Origin of the sequence: Paenibacillus terreus (assembly GCF_042138595.1) — a bacterium.
GTDB classification, from domain to species: Bacteria; Bacillota; Bacilli; order Paenibacillales; family Paenibacillaceae; genus Paenibacillus; species Paenibacillus terreus.
On record NZ_JBHIRX010000001.1, the window covers coordinates 435,943 to 453,763 of the forward strand.

Sequence of the window (17,821 nt, forward strand, 5' to 3'; positions counted from 1 at the left end):
AATATGTCGAATGTGCTAGAATAATGGCTTGAAGAGGGTGGCAAAGTGACGGCTGAAACCAAACAATGGTACATGGAATACAAAATACATAACAACCGTCCCGGACTGCTTGGTGATATTGCTTCCATGCTGGGGATGCTGGGAGTCAATATTCTGACGATTAACGGGGTAGAGGGCGAGCGGCGCGGCATGCTGCTTGAAACGGATGATGATGATAAAATCCGCATTCTGGGCGAGATGCTGCAGAAGGCCAGCAACATCACCATCACCGCGTTCCGTCCCCCCAAGCTGGTTGATATTCTCGCAGTCCGCCATGGCCGCTATATTGACCGTGATTCAGATGACCGCAAGACGTTCCGCTTTACGCGGGATGAGCTTGGGTTACTTGTTGATTTTTTGGGTGAAGTATTTAAGAGGGAAGGAAATCAGGTCATCGGCCTGCGGGGAATGCCGCGGGTCGGAAAAACAGAGTCCATTATAGCCAGCAGCGTGTGCGCAGCGAAAAGATGGACGTTCGTCTCTTCTACGCTGCTGCGCCAAACTGTCCGCAGCCAGCTTTCCGATGAAGAAATGAATCCTAACAATGTTTTTATCATTGACGGCATTGTGAGTACAATCCGTTCCAATGAGAAACACTATAATTTGCTGCAGGACATCATGAATTTGCCGAGCACGAAGGTCATTGAGCATCCGGATATTTTTGTCCGCGAATCGGGTTACAGTTTTGATGATTTCCATATTATCATTGAGCTGCGCAATAATCCGAACGAGGAAATTATATATGATACATTCACTACCAGTTACACAGACGATATTTAATAACGTGGAGAGAAATGAGGAGATGATGGCATGTCTGAACTGGGTCAGCAGTTAAGAGAGGCCCGGCTGCAAAAAGGGTTGAGCCTGGACGATGTCCAAGATATGACGAAAATTCGCAAAAGATACCTGGAAGCGATTGAAGCGGGGGACTACAAGGTGCTGCCAGGAACTTTTTATGTCAGAGCATTTATTAAGACCTACGCCGAGACGGTAGGATTAAATGCCGACGAACTTCTTGAGGGCCATAAAAAGGATGTTCCTGTGCAGGAGCAGGAAGCGACGATGGAACCGGTTATTCAGAAACGGGCTGCCCGCGCATCGGGTGAACGGAATATGAAATGGATGTCGAGCGCGCTGATGTGGCTGTTCCCGATTTTAATTCTTGTTTTGATTTATATATATATCGAGTCAAGAAATAATGGGACCCCCCCCCCAAACGACTTAGCCCAAAACAACAACCAAACCCAGACACCACCGGCCACCGGGGGCGGCAAGGGAACCGGGAGCCAGGATACCGGCAATCAGGGAACAACTCCTCCGGCGGATGGAGCAGGCAACGGTACTTCTGCTCCGCCACAGGGTGAGACTGGCACGACGAATGGCGAGACCGGCGGAGGTGGTCTGAATGACGGGCAGGGAGAGACTCCTCCGGACAATACCGGGACGGAACAGCCGGGAACGGATGAAGGAACTGGAACCACTGAAGGGGTTACGGTAACCGAAGACGGCAAGGCCGGAAAAACGACCATTTTCAGTGTGTCCAGCGCAAGCGGCGGTCCTGTCAAAGTGGAAATCCAAGCAACCGGAAAGAGCTGGCTTGAGGTATACAGGGGAGAAAATTCAAGCGGTGAGAAGCTGCAGTACGGGATGACCGAAGCTGGTCAAAATTATTCTTTCGACTTTGATGAACGGGGATTGTACATTAAATCGGGCGCTGCTTCCGCAACCTCGATTACGGTTGGCGGGCAACCGGTAACGGACGGCAAGGCGACGACGCGAATCCGGCTTGTTCAAGGCTCGACCGGCACAGCTGGTTCGAACTCTGCGGATTCGGAAACGGACTCGGCCGGGCAATAACGTCTGACGCAAGCCGTTTTCAAGCTGTATTGTTGGATGGGTGTTTTTTTCGGGTATACCCGTGAAAAGCACCTTTTTCCATGTGGAGAATTAGACATCCGGATAGCTTTTCCATATAATTAATGTTTGAACTTTCTTCCGAAAGGAATGTGATGGATATGGCTTCAGAAAATTCATTCGACATTGTTTCCAAGATGGACATGCAGGAGCTTGTGAATGCTGTCAACCAGGCGGAGCGTGAAATTGAGACACGCTTTGATTTCAAGGACAGCAAGAGCAGCCTCAAGCTGGAAAAGGATGCTTTGACGATTACGTCGGATGACGAATACAAGCTGAACGCGGTCATCGACATTTTGAAATCAAAAATGATTAAACGCGGGCTTGCCATCAAAAATATTGAATACGGCAAGCTGGAACCTGCCTCGATGGGGACGGTCCGGCAAAAATTGAGCTTTAAGCAGGGAATCGATCAGGAAAATGCGAAAAAGATCAATATCCTGATCCGCGACTCCAAGCTGAAGGTGAAGAGTCAGATTCAAGGAGACCAAATCCGCGTAACAGGTAAAAGTAAAAACGATCTTCAGGATGTCATTCAGATGCTGCGTAAGGCGGACCTTTCCATCGACCTTCAGTTCACAAACTTTAAGTAAAGATTCTCTCTGGTGTACCGTCGGCTGCGCCAGAGTTTTTTTACTTTTCGGCTCCCCGGCAAATGCAGGCGCAGCCTGCTTTGACACGTCTTTCAGCCGTATATTATACTTGAAGTCGATAATGCGGATAAGCCACCGCGCTGAGCCCGTTTCGAATTATATATATAAGTGCGAGTTCAAAAAGTCAGGTTTTCAGCACCGAAGCGTATGCTTCCGAAGTGCGTTTTTTCAAAACGCTGGAGTTGGATGAAGATAGGGGCTGAGGAGCGGAGCGTTCTTGGGGTACGTGAGCACCTGAAATGTTTCTGCAGGAAACATGCTTCGGAAGCATCCGCTTAGGCCCGGCTGAATTCAAGATTCGATGTCGAGTCCGCTTCCTGATTGACTTCGTGATCAAAAGATGACTTTTTGAACTACCTCTATAAAGAATGTCAGGGGAGAGTGTGCTGTGAATTTACCCAACAAAATTACACTGGCGCGGATTTGCCTTATTCCGCTTATGATGATCTCTCTGCTGGTGGAATTTGACTTCTATCCCGGCCCGCTGCAATGGGGATCATTCAGCCTGCCTTTCAACCAGCTGCTTGCCGCGCTTATTTTCATTGTGGCCGCAAGTACGGACGGTATCGACGGATACCTGGCCCGCAAACACAACATGGTGACCAATTTGGGCAAGCTGCTTGATCCGCTGGCGGATAAGCTCCTGGTTACGGCAGTGCTCATCTCCCTTGTGGAGATGGGGAAGCTGGATTCCTGGGTAGCCGTAGTGATTGTAAGCCGGGAGTTTGCCGTTACCGGACTGCGGCAGATTGCGCTGCTTGACGGCTCTGTGGTGGCTGCGAGCAATTGGGGCAAGCTGAAAACGGTCATACAGATCGTGGCGATCGTGGCTTTGCTGATCAACAACTTCCCTTTTGTCTTTATGGGAATTCCGTTTGATCAAATTTCGATCTGGGCGGCTGCTTTCATTACCATTTATTCAGGGTATGATTATTTTGTAAAGAATAGGCACCTGCTCCGTTCCTCCAAAGCTTGAGCACAGGCTTTCTGTGTTTGAAGATGAATGCAATAGGATGGCCTATTGCTTTTTCTTTTGGAGCAGCGGAAAGATACGATATGAATTGATATGGGAGGCAACGATATGAAAGCGGAAATCATCGCAGTAGGCACCGAATTGTTGCTCGGGCAAATTGTGAACACAAACGCCCAGTATTTATCCCAGGAGCTGGCGGCGATCGGGGTTGATGTCTATTTTCAAACCGTGGTAGGAGACAATATGACACGCCTTCAGGAGGCGATAAGAACGGCGCAAAGCCGGGCGGACATTATTCTGTTTTCCGGCGGGTTGGGGCCGACCCAGGATGATCTGACCAAAGATGCCATCGCTGCCGTGCTGGGACGCGACCTGCATATCGACAGATTATCAATGGATAAGGTCGAAGGTTTCTTCAGGGATCGCGGAGTTGAAATGACGGAGAACAACCGCCGTCAGGCCTTGACGATTGACGATGCCACACCGCTGAAGAATGAAACCGGGCTGGCTGTGGGCAATGCGCTTGTGCAAGAGGGGAAATATTATGTTATTTTGCCGGGTCCCCCCAAGGAATTAAAGCCGATGTTCGAACAGGAGGCAAAACCGTGGCTTCTTCAGCACGCATTGGGCGGCAGTGAAATGGCAATCTATTCTAAAATGCTTAAGTTTGCCGGCATCGGCGAATCTGCGCTTGAAACGAAGCTGATCGATCTGATTAAGGAGCAGAGTGATCCGACGATCGCCCCTTACGCCAAGGAAGGGGAAGTGACGATCAGGGTGTCTACGAAGGCGGCGAGCGAAGCAGAAGCGCTTATCAAGCTGAATGCGGCCGAGGTTCAGATTCAGCAGCGTCTGCCGGAGTACTTGTATGCGAGTGAAGATGTGCCGCTCGAAAAAGTCATTGTGGAATGGATGGGCAGACTGGGGCTGACGGTTGGAGCGGCGGAAAGCTGCACCGGCGGTCTCGTCATGGAGATGCTTACATCCATACCGGGCAGCGCTACGATTTTCAAAGGCGGCATCGTTTGCTACTCCAATGAGATCAAGAAGAAGCTGCTGAATGTGCCCCATGATTATCTTGAGGGAGAGAACAGCCCGGGAGCGGTGAGTCCGGAAGTGGCGCAGGTGCTGGCAGAGCAGGTCAGAATGATCATGGACAGCGATTTCGGGCTGTCGGTTACCGGCGTGGCGGGTCCCGGTTATTCCGAGCTCAAGCCGGTAGGGCTTGTCTATATCGGGATCGCGGAGCGGGGCAAGAAGACAGAGGTTCATGAGCTGCGCCTGAACGGCAACCGGGAAACGATCCGCATCCGCTCGGCCAAGGCCATTCTGTACAGACTGTGGCGCCGGCTTGTTGAAAATGAAAAAGAATGATATAATCTGAATCATACGGAAGAACCGTGGCAACAAAATTGCCAACGGTTCTTTTTTTGTCAAAGGAAGTGGTGCGGCTTCTTTTTCTCATTGAAATGGTCCGATCCACTATTGTCGGATGTTATCAGACTACGTAAAAAAACGAATGTATGTTCGAAAAAATGCTTGGCAAACGTGTCCAAACAAGGTATTATAATAATATAAACAATGAAGGATGTGAGCTAATTGTCAGATCGTCGTGCTGCGCTGGATATGGCGCTCCGTCAAATAGAAAAGCAATTTGGTAAAGGTTCAATTATGAAGCTGGGTGAATCGACTCACATGCAAGTAGAAACAATTCCCAGTGGATCGATTGCTCTGGATATTGCGTTAGGAACCGGCGGCTTTCCGAGAGGCCGAATTATTGAAATATACGGACCGGAATCTTCGGGTAAAACGACAGTAGCGCTGCACGCGATTGCTGAAGTACAGAAAACAGGCGGACAGGCTGCCTTCATTGATGCGGAGCATGCCCTGGATCCTTCTTATGCCAACAAATTGGGCGTTAATATTGACGAGCTGCTGCTCTCCCAGCCGGACACGGGTGAACAGGCTTTGGAGATTGCTGAAGCGCTTGTGCGCAGCGGTGCAGTAGATATCATTGTCATTGACTCGGTAGCGGCTCTCGTGCCGAAGGCTGAAATCGAAGGTGAAATGGGAGATTCGCATGTGGGTTTGCAGGCGCGTCTGATGTCCCAGGCTCTGCGCAAGCTCTCCGGTGCCATCAACAAATCGAAAACCATTGCGATCTTCATCAACCAGCTGCGTGAGAAAGTCGGCGTTATGTTCGGCAACCCGGAAACGACGCCAGGCGGCCGTGCTCTGAAGTTTTACTCCACAGTCCGGCTGGATGTGCGCCGTGTGGAAAGCTTGAAAATGGGCAACGACGTTGTGGGTAACCGTACCCGGATTAAAGTTGTTAAAAATAAAGTGGCCCCTCCTTTCAAACAAGCCGAAGTGGATATTATGTACGGGGAAGGCATTTCCAAGGAAGGCAGCCTGCTGGATATGGGTACCGAGCTTGATATCGTTGATAAGAGCGGCGCTTGGTATTCCTATGAAGGGGAACGCCTTGGTCAAGGTCGTGAGAACGCCAAGCAGTTCCTGAAAGAAAATCCGAACCTGACGAATGCCATTGAACAGAAAATCCGCGCTGCAAGCAACCTCACTACGACAGTTGCAGCTCCGAGCGCTGAGGATCTTGCGAAGGAAGCCAAAGAAGAACAAGAACTGCTTGAGCTTGAATAATAATCATATGGATTAAAATGGCGTCCTGCTCGATCAGCAGGACGTTTTCTTTTGAGCTAGAAAAAAGGTAAGTCAAGAAAGGGTCTTTGAGGAATGAAGCATGAGCCGACGGAAGAGGAGCATAAAATCCAGCAGGGCATAGAACATTTCCCGGCCGATGAGGAACTCGAAATTACCAGGGTAGAGCAGGGGAAGCGCCGCATGCGGGGCAGGTATATTATACATTTCGGACCGTATTCGCTGTCTGTTCTTGAGGATGTCATGATCAAATACCGTATGACCAAGGGGTCGGTTTTCAATAAAACCGAGCTGTCGGATATTGTCATGGCAGATGAGAGACAGCAGGCATATGTGATGTCACTGCAGTATTTGGCACGCAAGCCCCGTACACGTCAGGAGCTCTCAAGGCGTTTGCTGGAGAGAGAACTGGAACCGGCAGTCGTAGACGAAACCCTGGTACGTCTGGAGAAGGAGAAGCTGGTGGACGACGGGCTGTATGCGAGACAGTGGGCACAGCAGCGCATCTCCGGCCAAAGGAAAGGGAAATTATGGATCAGGCAGGAGCTGCAGCAAAAAGGAGTGGACAGGTCAATTATTGCCGAGGCGCTTGGTGATATCAGTGAAGCGGAAGAATGGGAGAGCGCATTGCAGGCAGGACAGAAGAAATGGAATCAGACTCGCGGTGAAGCGAGCGAAAAAAAGCGCAAAACCTATTCATATTTAATGAGGCGAGGCTATTCGGGCGAAATAACCAGAAGAGTGCTTCAGTCATTGCTGCGTGGTGAACAGGCAGCCCTGGAAGCAGAAGAAGATGAACTGTTTTGGGATTAGCTGCAGCGTGAATGTAAGCCTTCCCGGAGCTGGCGGCAGAGAGACGTATATAAGTTTGCATTCTCTTGACAATGCTGATTGTCAAGTAATAAAATGGACATGAATCCGTGCTCAAATTGTCCTCTTTTTCCTTCCAAAAAAGGGGGCGTATGGGACTGATTCTCATCGCCCATAACAAGTGAAGCCGCCCTCCGGGCGGTATTGTACATGTGAAAGCATGTTCACATTGATGAAGCGTAATGAACAACTGAACAAGTCCCAAGGAATGCCTTGGAGGAACCAACGAGGAGGTGAACAGTATGAGTCCTGGAATCTCGATCATTCTCGTTGTAGCCGCGTTATTCTTTGGGTTCGGGATTGGTTATTTTATTCGCAGATCTATTGCAGAAGCTAAAATTTCCAGTGCGGAGCAAGCTGCCGTACAAATTGTGGAGAACGCAAAGAAAGAGGCAGAAGCACTGAAGAAAGAGACGGTACTGGAGGCGAAGGACGAGGTCCATCGCATCCGTAACGAAGCTGAAAAAGAAACTCGTGAACGTCGGAATGAAATTCAACGGCAGGAGCGAAGATTGCTGCAAAAGGAAGAGTCGCTGGATAAAAAAATAGAATCGCTGGAACGAAAAGAAGAACAAGTGGCTAACAAAGAGAAAAGAATTGATGAAACCCAGCAGCAAATTGAGCTGATTTACAAAAGCCAGGTAACAGAACTGGAACGGATCTCCAACCTTACGATGGAGGATGCAAGAAGCATCATATTGTCTAATGTTGAGCAGGAGGTTCGTCATGAAACGGCTCAGATGATCAAGGAAATTGAGCAGCAGGCCAAAGAAGAAGCGGATAAGAAATCCCGTGAAATCATTACATTGGCGATTCAGCGCTGTGCTGCAGATCATGTGGCTGAGACGACAGTATCTGTTGTAACTCTGCCGAATGAAGAAATGAAAGGGCGCATTATCGGACGTGAAGGACGTAATATCCGTGCGCTTGAGACCCTTACGGGCATTGACCTCATTATCGATGATACGCCGGAGGCTGTAATCTTGTCCGGATTTGATCCGATCCGCCGTGAAATTGCACGGACCGCCCTGGAGAAGCTCGTCGCAGACGGACGAATCCATCCGGCCCGCATCGAAGAAATGGTGGAGAAATCCCGTCGGGAAGTTGATGAACGAATTAGAGAATACGGTGAACAGGCTACATTTGAAGTGGGAGTACACAGCCTGCACCCGGATTTGATCAAAATTCTCGGACGTCTGAAGTTCCGTACAAGCTATGGCCAGAATGTGCTTAAGCACTCCATGGAAGTGGCATACTTGGCAGGCTTGATGGCCGGAGAATTAGGTGAGGATGTTGTGCTGGCCAGACGTGCAGGTCTTCTGCATGACATCGGCAAAGCGCTGGATCACGAAGTGGAAGGGTCCCATGTCGAAATTGGCGTGGAACTGGCGAAGAAGTACAAGGAACATCCGGTTGTTATCAACAGTATTGCCTCCCATCACGGTGATGCGGAAGCAACCTCTGTCATTGCCATGCTGGTAGGAGCGGCAGACGCTTTGTCCGCTGCAAGACCGGGGGCCAGAAGAGAAACACTGGAAACGTATATCCGTCGTCTGGAGAAGCTGGAGGCCATCTCCGAATCTTTTGAAGGTGTAGAGAAATCTTATGCCATTCAGGCCGGACGTGAAGTCCGTGTCATGGTGCAGCCGGATAAAGTGGATGATGCCGAAGCGTTCCGTCTAGCGCGTGATATTACCAAAACGATCGAAAATGAGCTCGACTATCCTGGGCATATTAAAGTAACCGTCATTCGCGAAACCCGTGCGGTTGAATATGCCAAATAGATAAAATGATGAAGTGGCCCCGTGTGGGCCACTTTTCATGTGTTAAAATATAAATATGGGATATGTGAATCTGGTTAGGAGGAATTGAAATCAACGTACTATTCATAGGAGATATTGTAGGAAACGTCGGCAGAAAAGCATTGAAGGAGAATCTTCCCTTTCTGAAGGAAAAATACAAGCCCCACTTTATTATTGTTAATGGAGAAAATGCAGCCGCCGGACGGGGGATCACCGGAGCCATCGCCAGAGAATTTTTCGACTGGGGCGTTCACGGCATCACGATGGGAAATCACACGTGGGACAACAAGGAGATATTCGAGTTCATCGATGATGAACCAAGAATGATCAGACCGGCGAATTTTCCGCCGGGAACACCTGGCCGGGGATATACGGTTGTGCGTTCAGGCGGCAAAGAGCTAGCTATTGTCAATCTGCAGGGACGGACCTTTTTGCCAGCCATCGATTGTCCGTTCCGGGCTGCGGATGAGATTGTAGACGAGCTGCGGCGGAAGCACAAGCATATTCTTGTTGATTTTCACGCGGAAGCGACTTCGGAAAAAATCGCCATGGGCTGGCATCTCGATGGGCGGGCTTCAATCGTCGTTGGCACGCATACACATGTACAGAGCAATGATGATACGATTCTGCCGCAGGGAACGGCTTACCAGACCGATGTGGGCATGGTCGGGCCGTGGGAAGGCATCCTTGGCATGGAGAGGGAAGCCGTTCTGCGCAAGTTTAAAACTCAACTGCCCGTCCGCTTTCAGGTCGATAATGGCAAATGGCATTTTCATGCCGTATGTGTGGAGCTGAATGATGAAGATGGCAAGGCACGTAAAATTGAAAAAATACGGTTAAAGGAAGATGAGTGGCGTATGGACTGACCCACAAGCGCCCTGCCGTCAAAATATATTTCCAGAAAGCAGGAATTTTTTGCAGCCCCTCGAATATCATCTACTAGTGGAATCAAACCATCATCATATTCCCAGGGGAGGTACTTACTATGGAAGTATTAAAAGTATCAGCAAAGTCCAATCCCAATTCCGTTGCCGGCGCATTGGCTGGAGTCCTGCGCGAGCGCGGAAATGCTGAGTTGCAGGCGATTGGAGCGGGTGCACTCAACCAAGCAATCAAAGCAGTAGCCATTGCCCGGGGATTTGTAGCGCCTAGCGGGGTGGATTTGATTTGTATTCCTGCCTTTACAGATATTGTGATCGATGGAGAAGACCGTACCGCAATCAAACTTATTGTGGAACCAAGATAACCGAGGGATTGCTTATAAGCCTGTTTACGATCTTTGATCTGTAAACAGGCTTTTTTATTGTGCTCAGGGAAAGGAGTTTTTTGAAGATGTCAACCTCTCATCAACCGTGGCCGGTAGCCGATTTCCATTGTGACGTATTGAGTAAAATGATGCTGAACTCTGCGCTCGATTTTAATCATCCGGAGCTGGATGTGACACACAAGAGACTGCAGGCAGGGGGAGTAAAGCTGCAGACGTTTGCAATCTACATACCTGCCGGGGCGGGAAACCCGGGAATTGACCATGTTGCCAGGCAGATTCAAATCTTCAGGGAAAAAATAGCCGGTCCGGAAGGAGGGCTGAAAACACTGCTTTGGCGTGAGGAAGCGGAACAAATTGTGCAGCCTGACCGCCGGGATATATGGGGAGTGCTGTCCTTGGAAGGAGTGGACGGACTTGAGGGCAATCCTTTTTATGCCGATTTGTGCTTTGCGCTGGGAGTCCGGTTTATCGGGTTAACCTGGAACTTTGCCAATTGGGCTGCGGACGGTGTAATGGAGCGGAGAAACGCGGCGCTGACCAACAAAGGAAGAGAGCTGGTGCAGCGCTGCAATGAGCTGGGCTTATTGCTGGATGTATCGCATTTAAGTGAAAAAGGCTTTTGGGAGGTCATGGAGCTAAGCGCACGGCCGCCGATTGCATCGCATTCCAACGCCGCTGCTGTTTTTCCGCATCCAAGAAACTTAAACGATGAACAAATCAAAGCGCTGATCATCCGAAACGGAAGGATCGGGTTAACCTTTGTGCCCATGTTTTTGCAGGAGAAGAGCAGTCCCCCTATGAGCCGCTTGCTTGACCATCTGGAGCATATCTGTGTTTTGGGAGGGGCGGAGCATATTATGTTCGGATCGGACTTTGACGGCATTAAGGAGCATGTCATTGGGCTGGAGCATCCAGGCTGTTACCTCGCTTTGACAGAGCTGCTGCTGAAACACTTTCCCGAAGGGCTGGTCAAAAAGTGGTTGTGCGGCAGCGCTGTATCTTACTTACAGGAAAATCTCCCGAATCAATGCAATTAATAGCTAAAGCACCGAATGCGCAAATGGGCTTCCAGGCACTAGCAGTCTATTGATGCATCAACTGGCATCGATGCTGGTTAATATGGAGTGAGGCGTGTCTGGCGTAACGGCTGGCAAAAGCGACAGTTTAGGGAACATTTGTGCAATCCGGTTTTCTTTCTTTTGCAAAAAGGAGTATAATGGCATAGGTTTGCATGGATTGTTATAGAGAAAAAGGAGTGACACACGATGAGTAAAATCGTACCTGTAGGCGTTTCCGGACGCCACATTCACCTGACACAAGAACACGTTGAGGCTCTGTTCGGAGCAGGTTATCAATTGACTGAATTCAAGCCCCTGTCCCAACCTGGACAGTTTGCTGCCAACGAAACTGTTGCGGTGATCGGCCCTAAAGGCAAGTTTGAAACTGTTCGTATTCTGGGCCCGGCACGTCCTGAGTCCCAGCTGGAAATTTCCCGTACCGATTCTTTCGCTCTGGGTGTAAAAGCGCCTGTGCGCGAATCCGGCAAAATCGACGGTACGCCTGGCATTACGGTCAAAGGGCCTGCAGGCGAGCTTGAACTGGACAAAGGTGTGATCGTGGCTGCACGTCATATTCACTTCCATACGTCAGATGCCGAGAAATGGGGCATTCAGGACAAGCAGCTGCTGAAAGTGCGTGTAGGCGGCGAACGCGGCCTGGTGTTCGAAAATGTGCTGGCTCGCGTATCCGATTCCTTTGCGCTGGATATGCACATTGATACGGATGAAGCGAACGCAGCCGGCGCGAAGACCGGCGACTCTGCAGAAATCGTTGAATAGGTAACCGGCTTTCCATAAGATTCAGCCTTCGGGCTGGATCTTTTTTTAATTTTTATAAGGCTTGTGAGCTCCCGTCAGCTTGGCCCGCAGCTGCTGCAACCGCTCACCATGGCTAAGCTGTTCAACTCATGTTATAATATAGCGTAATGCCTATTTGTATATTATAAGCGCGCATGCGTGGAATAGATCGGATTAGGAGTGATCCGCCGTATGGCCAAAGAAACGAAAGACTACTCGAAATATTTTGATTTTTCTGATGCAAAAGTCATTTCAGAGGATGAGAACGGCAAAAAAATTCGCATTCGCGGCCGGGAAATCAATATCCTATCGGAGCCGAACCATCGTCAGGAAAAGCAGCGCGGCAAGGAAAGCATCAATGTGCTTTATGAAAATGCCGTGCCCGAAGAGCTCAAGCATCTTGGCAAAGGGAAAAAGTATATCGTCTACACCTATGGCTGCCAAATGAATGAGCATGATACAGAGACAATCAAAGGTCTGCTTGAACAGATGGGCTACTCTGCAACAGAAGAACGGAAAGAGGCGGACCTGATTTTGCTGAACACCTGCGCCATCCGTGAGAACGCGGAGGACAAGGTATTCGGCGAGCTCGGCCATCTGAAGCATCTCAAAACCGAAAAGCCCGATATGCTGCTTGGTGTCTGCGGCTGCATGTCGCAGGAGGAAGGAGTCGTTAACCGTATCCTGCAGAAGCATGGCTTTGTGGATATGATTTTCGGCACCCATAACATCCACCGTCTGCCTCATTTGATCAAGGAAGCGCTGTTCAGCAAAGAGATGGTTGTTGAGGTATGGTCCAAGGAAGGCGATATCATCGAAAACCTGCCCAAAAAGCGGGAAGGCATGCGGGCATGGGTCAACATTATGTACGGCTGTGACAAGTTCTGTACTTATTGCATCGTGCCGTTTACCCGCGGCAAAGAGCGGAGCCGCCGTCCGGAGGACGTCATTGCCGAGGTGCGGGATCTGGCCCGTCAAGGCTTTAAAGAAATTACGCTGCTGGGGCAGAATGTCAACGCGTACGGTAAAGATTTTGCAGATATCCAATACGGCTTTGGCGACCTCATGGACGATATCAACAAAATCGATATTCCCCGCATTCGTTTCACCACTTCGCATCCGCGGGATTTTGACGACCGCCTGATTGAAGCGCTGGCGAAAAGGGGCAATCTGGTGGAGCATATCCATCTGCCGGTGCAATCCGGGAACAGTGCGGTGCTGAAGAAAATGAGCCGTAAATATAGCCGTGAGCAGTACCTTGAACTGGTGGGGAAAATCAAACAAGCTATCCCGGATGTTGTGCTTACGACAGACATTATCGTTGGCTTCCCGGGTGAAACGGATGAACAGTTTGAAGATACGTTGTCCCTTGTGCGGGAGGTTGGCTTTGATTCTGCCTATACATTTATTTACTCTCCGCGTGAAGGAACGCCTGCGGCCGTTATGGAAGATAATGTGCCCATGGAGGTTAAAAAACAGCGTCTGCAGCGTCTGAATGATACGATTGCCGAATACAGCCGCGATGCCAACGAGAAGCTGCGCGGACAGATTGTGGAAGTGCTCGTTGAGGGTGAAAGCAAAAACAATGACAAGGTGCTTGCGGGTCGTACGCGGACCAACAAGCTGGTTCATTTTACGGGCACTCCGGATCTTATCGGCACTTTCGTCCATGTTAAAATCACGGATGTAATGACCTGGTATATCAAAGGCGAAATGGTTGCTGAACCGGTAGCTGTGGAATCCTAAAGAGCGACAGATTGGAGCGATAGACTGTGAAGGAAGATCGAGTGCAGGAAGATGTGCTGAATCCGGCGAAGAACGATCAGGAATATCCGGTCTTTCGCCAGGATATTTTGCAAAAAACACAAGAGCTGGCCAAATTGCTTCAGAACAGCGAGGAAGTGCAGCATTTCCGGAAGGCGGAAGACAAGATCAAAAACCATCAGCGCATACAGCAGCTGATTGCCGCCATGAAGAAAAAGCAGAAGGAAATCGTAGCCTTCGAATCGCTTAAAAATACAGCGATGGTGGCGAAAATTGAACAGGAGATCGACCAGCTTCAGGCGGAGCTTGACGGCATCCCTGTCGTGACTGAATTTCAGCAGAGCCAGGTGGAAATCAACGAGCTGCTTCAGATGATCATGGGGGCCATCCGCGACACCGTATCGGAAAAAGTGAGTGTGGAGACAGGCAAGGATTCACCTTCCTCCAGCTGCAGCGATTAACCTGATATCTCAGGTACGGAAGCATATGCTTCCGTGCCTTTTTTGCCATTTTCATTTTTTAACTAAGGAGAGAAACAGCATGGACGTACTGCGTAAGATGATTGAAGAAGGGGAAAATAAATTTTGGGGTTTTCTGGGCTGCCGCTTTCTGGGTGCCGAGAACGGAGAGATCCGGATCGGCCTTGAGGCGGGAGAGCAGCATACCAATTCCATGGGCATCATTCATGGCGGTGTGTTAACTTCCCTGATGGACCAGGCGATGGGCATGGCGGCAACCTCAGCGCGTGCTCAGGATGCATGTGTAACGACGAATTTGAATGTGCATTTTCTGTCCGCCATGCATAAAGGAAAGCTGGAGGTAAGAGCACGGGTCATCCACGAAGCAGGCAGAACGATCACAGCGGAAGCGGATATCCGTGATGAACAGGGCACGCTCGGCTGTATGGCTACGGCCACCTTCCGGGTGCTGCGCAGCAGTTCTTCAAAATAACAGGCTTGACATTTCATATTATTACTTCATAATGAAAATATCAAAATGATATAATATGGTGATGACGATGAGTGCAAATAACGATCAGGAATTGGGGCAAGAAGCCGGCTATGATGTGAAGAAATACAGAACTCCGGACGGAGCCCCCGCAGATATCGTTATGTTTACTCTGACGAAGCGGGAGCGGAAGACTGTAACCAAAACGCTGCCGATCCGTGAGCTCAAGGTCATGCTGATCAAACGCCGCCGCTGGCCCTTCGAGGGTCGCTGGGCGCTGCCGGGCGGATTTTGCCGGGAAAACGAGTCGATCGAAGGAGCGGCCAAACGCGAGCTGATGGAGGAAACGGGTGTCGACGGCGGGCATCTGGAATATTTGGGCGTTTACAGCAAACCGGGTCGTGATCCACGTGGCTGGATTATATCCCATGCGTTTTTTGCGCTGGTTGAGGAATGGATGCTGGAGGAGCGGCAGGCGGCAGACGACGCTTCCGAGGTCGGTCTGTTCACCATCCAGGAGGCGCTTGAGGAGCTGGAGCTGGCTTTTGATCATAAAGAGATTATTGAGGATGCTTACCGTCAGATTCAGCTGCAGATGCTGCAAACGACGATAGCGAAGCAGTTTTTGCCGCCTCATTTTACGCTCGGGGAGCTGTACCAGGTCATTCAGAGTGTTGTGCCGGATTTTGAGGAGCCCAATTTTATCCGCAAAATTACGTCTACCCGCAGCAGACAGGGCATTCTGGAAGAGGTGAGGGATGAGCAGGGCAATCCGCTCAGCTCCAATCAGTATTCACAGCGGCCAGCGCAGCTGTACAGATTCAGCGACAGAACGATTCCGCGGTTGTCCATATACACATGAAATCAATCATGGGGAGTGGGAGCTATGAAAGCATTGATTGTTATTGATTATACGAATGATTTTGTGGACGGAAGCCTGCCTGTCGGCCAGCCTGCGATAGATTTGGATGAGCGGATCGCTGATATTACACAGTGTTTTCTTGATCAGGGTGATTTCGTGGTCATGGCTGTGGACCTTCATGAGGAAGGGGACCCGTTTCATCCTGAAACAAAGCTTTTTCCGCCCCATAATATCCGGGGCACCTCAGGCCGTCTGCTGTATGGCAAACTGCAGCAGGTGTATGAACGCAACAAGGAATCGGTTTTCTGGATGGATAAAACCCGTTACAGCGCATTCTGCGGTACGCCACTGGAGCAAAAGCTGCGGGAACGGGGCATAACCGAGGTTCATCTGATCGGAGTATGCACCGATATATGTGTGCTGCATACGGCAGTGGACGCTTATAATAAGGGCTTTGATATAACGGTTTATAAAGATGCGGTGGCAAGTTTTAACCAGGCAGGCCATGAATGGGCCTTGGGGCATTTCAGCGGCAGCCTTGGCGCGCGCGTCGTATCGGCGGAAGAAGATCTTCTGAAGCGCTGAGCGGTATTACTCAGCAGAGAGTGAACACAGCAGCCGGGGATAGGAGAAAGGATGAAGAACGATGCAGACCAGTCTTGCTTTACATACGGACAAATATCAGATCAACATGATGTACGCCCATTGGGCCAATGGCACACACCAGCGCCGTGCAGTGTTTGAGGCTTATTTCCGCAAACTTCCATTCGGAAACGGTTATGCGGTATTCGCCGGTCTGGAACGGATTGTAAATTATGTTTCCAGCCTGAAGTTTACTGAAGAAGATATCCGCTATCTGGCAAAGCAGGAGGAGCAGTATGATGAACGCTTCCTGGAGGAGCTGCGCCAATTCAAATTCCGCGGAACGATCCATTCCATGAAGGAGGGGGCACTTGTATTTCCCAATGAGCCCCTCGTAAGAGTGGAAGGCACGATTATGGAAGCACAGCTGGTCGAAACGGCCTTGCTTAATTTTATGAACTACCAGACGCTGATCGCGACCAAGGCCTCACGGATCAAACAGGTGGCCGATGGGGACATTCTGCTTGAGTTCGGCACCCGGCGGGCCCAGGAAGCGGATGCCGCCGTATGGGGCGCACGTGCCGCATATGTGGCAGGATTCCACGCCACCTCCAATATGCTGGCTGGTGAACGGTTCGGAATTCCGACGGCGGGCACGCATGCCCACTCCTGGGTGCAAAGCTTTATGTCCGAGCAGGAGGCGTTTGATGCCTACGCGAAGGTGCTTCCGGATCAGGTTACACTGCTGGTGGATACGTTTGATACCTTGGAGAGCGGCGTGCCCCATGCCATTAAAACGGCCAAAATGCTGGAGGCGCAGGGGAAACGTATGAAAGCCATCCGCCTCGACAGCGGAGACCTTGCGTATCTGTCCATTCAGGCGCGCCAGATGCTGGATGAAGCGGGACTGGATTATGTGCAGATTGTTGCTTCCAATGATCTGGACGAGAACACGATCTTTAACCTGAAAGCGGAGGGCGCGCGCATCAATACCTGGGGAGTAGGAACCCAACTGATCACTGCTTCGGATCAGCCTTCCCTCGGCGGCGTTTACAAGCTGGTGGAGCGGGAAGAGAACGGGGAGATGGTGCCGACGATTAAAATTTCCGCCAATCCGGAGAAAGTGTCCACCCCCGGTAAAAAGGACGTCTACCGGATCGTCGATCAGAAGACCAAAAAAGCCGTGGCCGATTATATTTCATTCCCGGACGAAGACCGGCCGCGCAATGGCAAGAAGCTGAAGCTGTTCAACCCTGTCCATCCTTATCTGAAAAAGTATGTCGCCAATTACGACGCCATCCCGATGCTGGAGCCGATCTTCGTGGATGGGGAACAGGTCTACGACCTGCCGTCGCTTGATGAAATCCGCAGCTACCACCGCGAGCAGCTTGCTCTGTTCTGGCCGCAATATTTGCGCAAGCTGAATCCGGAAATTTACCGCGTGAACATCAGCCAGAAGGCTTGGGAGCTAAAGCAAAAGATGATTGACAGCTATATGGCTGCAGAACCGGAGCATGACGAATAATACACAATGTTTAAAGGCATCTGCCCGAAATGGGAACAGATGCCTTTTTTACTTTTTCGACAGCATTCATAAGACACCATAATGATT

General features: G+C 50.2%; 18 protein-coding genes. All 18 read left to right on the forward strand.

Annotated elements, in window-relative coordinates:
- The first annotated feature begins 72 nt into the window (after positions 1 to 72).
- The 18 genes from ACE5KN_RS02040 (at position 73) to ACE5KN_RS02125 (ending at position 17,734) form a co-directional block, all read left to right on the forward strand.
- Positions 73 to 819, forward strand: coding sequence for a DUF3388 domain-containing protein (locus ACE5KN_RS02040; protein WP_355317197.1), 747 nt, complete (start codon positions 73 to 75; stop codon positions 817 to 819).
- Positions 820 to 849: 30 nt separating this feature from the next.
- Positions 850 to 1,896, forward strand: coding sequence for a RodZ domain-containing protein (locus ACE5KN_RS02045; RefSeq protein ID WP_375525615.1), 1,047 nt, complete (start codon positions 850 to 852; stop codon positions 1,894 to 1,896).
- A 158-nt stretch (positions 1,897 to 2,054) separates the two neighbouring features.
- A complete protein-coding gene (locus ACE5KN_RS02050; RefSeq protein ID WP_375525614.1) occupies positions 2,055 to 2,546 on the forward strand; it encodes a YajQ family cyclic di-GMP-binding protein in 492 nt (163 codons plus the stop codon).
- Positions 2,547 to 2,994: 448 nt separating this feature from the next.
- The gene (gene pgsA, locus ACE5KN_RS02055; protein ID WP_375525613.1) at positions 2,995 to 3,582 is read left to right on the forward strand and encodes a CDP-diacylglycerol--glycerol-3-phosphate 3-phosphatidyltransferase; all 588 of its coding nucleotides are present in this window, start codon (positions 2,995 to 2,997) and stop codon (positions 3,580 to 3,582) included.
- 105 nt (positions 3,583 to 3,687) lie between these two features.
- Positions 3,688 to 4,953, forward strand: a complete 1,266-nt coding sequence (locus ACE5KN_RS02060; protein ID WP_375525612.1) for a competence/damage-inducible protein A — start codon at positions 3,688 to 3,690, stop codon at positions 4,951 to 4,953.
- Positions 4,954 to 5,178: 225 nt separating this feature from the next.
- Entirely contained in the window at positions 5,179 to 6,240 is a 1,062-nt protein-coding gene (recA, locus tag ACE5KN_RS02065) for a recombinase RecA (protein ID WP_375525611.1), read from the forward strand.
- Between the two features lie 93 nt (positions 6,241 to 6,333).
- The gene (locus ACE5KN_RS02070) at positions 6,334 to 7,071 is read left to right on the forward strand and encodes a regulatory protein RecX (RefSeq protein WP_375525610.1); all 738 of its coding nucleotides are present in this window, start codon (positions 6,334 to 6,336) and stop codon (positions 7,069 to 7,071) included.
- Between the two features lie 299 nt (positions 7,072 to 7,370).
- Positions 7,371 to 8,912 carry a ribonuclease Y gene (gene rny / locus ACE5KN_RS02075; RefSeq protein ID WP_375525609.1) on the forward strand — a complete coding sequence of 514 codons (1,542 nt, stop codon included), beginning with the start codon at positions 7,371 to 7,373 and terminating at the stop codon, positions 8,910 to 8,912.
- An 89-nt stretch (positions 8,913 to 9,001) separates the two neighbouring features.
- A complete protein-coding gene (locus ACE5KN_RS02080) occupies positions 9,002 to 9,796 on the forward strand; it encodes a TIGR00282 family metallophosphoesterase (RefSeq protein WP_375525699.1) in 795 nt (264 codons plus the stop codon).
- A 119-nt stretch (positions 9,797 to 9,915) separates the two neighbouring features.
- The gene (locus tag ACE5KN_RS02085; RefSeq protein ID WP_019005392.1) at positions 9,916 to 10,176 is read left to right on the forward strand and encodes a stage V sporulation protein S; all 261 of its coding nucleotides are present in this window, start codon (positions 9,916 to 9,918) and stop codon (positions 10,174 to 10,176) included.
- A gap of 86 nt (positions 10,177 to 10,262) precedes the next feature.
- Positions 10,263 to 11,234 carry a dipeptidase gene (locus tag ACE5KN_RS02090; RefSeq protein ID WP_375525608.1) on the forward strand — a complete coding sequence of 324 codons (972 nt, stop codon included), beginning with the start codon at positions 10,263 to 10,265 and terminating at the stop codon, positions 11,232 to 11,234.
- Positions 11,235 to 11,462: 228 nt separating this feature from the next.
- Positions 11,463 to 12,035, forward strand: a complete 573-nt coding sequence (pduL, locus tag ACE5KN_RS02095) for a phosphate propanoyltransferase (RefSeq protein WP_375525607.1) — start codon at positions 11,463 to 11,465, stop codon at positions 12,033 to 12,035.
- Between the two features lie 210 nt (positions 12,036 to 12,245).
- Positions 12,246 to 13,799 (forward strand): tRNA (N6-isopentenyl adenosine(37)-C2)-methylthiotransferase MiaB, encoded by a 1,554-nt coding sequence (gene miaB, locus ACE5KN_RS02100; protein ID WP_375525606.1) that lies wholly within the window; start codon positions 12,246 to 12,248, stop codon positions 13,797 to 13,799.
- Between the two features lie 26 nt (positions 13,800 to 13,825).
- Positions 13,826 to 14,278, forward strand: a complete 453-nt coding sequence (locus ACE5KN_RS02105) for a YlbF/YmcA family competence regulator (RefSeq protein ID WP_375525605.1) — start codon at positions 13,826 to 13,828, stop codon at positions 14,276 to 14,278.
- 79 nt (positions 14,279 to 14,357) lie between these two features.
- Positions 14,358 to 14,768 carry a PaaI family thioesterase gene (locus tag ACE5KN_RS02110; protein ID WP_375525604.1) on the forward strand — a complete coding sequence of 137 codons (411 nt, stop codon included), beginning with the start codon at positions 14,358 to 14,360 and terminating at the stop codon, positions 14,766 to 14,768.
- 67 nt (positions 14,769 to 14,835) lie between these two features.
- Positions 14,836 to 15,627: an NUDIX domain-containing protein gene (locus tag ACE5KN_RS02115; protein WP_375525603.1), complete on the forward strand. Its 792-nt coding sequence runs from the start codon at positions 14,836 to 14,838 to the stop codon at positions 15,625 to 15,627.
- 24 nt (positions 15,628 to 15,651) lie between these two features.
- On the forward strand, positions 15,652 to 16,212 hold the full coding sequence (locus ACE5KN_RS02120; RefSeq protein ID WP_375525602.1) for a cysteine hydrolase family protein: 561 nt from the start codon (positions 15,652 to 15,654) through the stop codon (positions 16,210 to 16,212).
- A 61-nt stretch (positions 16,213 to 16,273) separates the two neighbouring features.
- Entirely contained in the window at positions 16,274 to 17,734 is a 1,461-nt protein-coding gene (locus ACE5KN_RS02125) for a nicotinate phosphoribosyltransferase (RefSeq protein ID WP_375525601.1), read from the forward strand.
- Positions 17,735 to 17,821 lie beyond the last annotated feature (87 nt).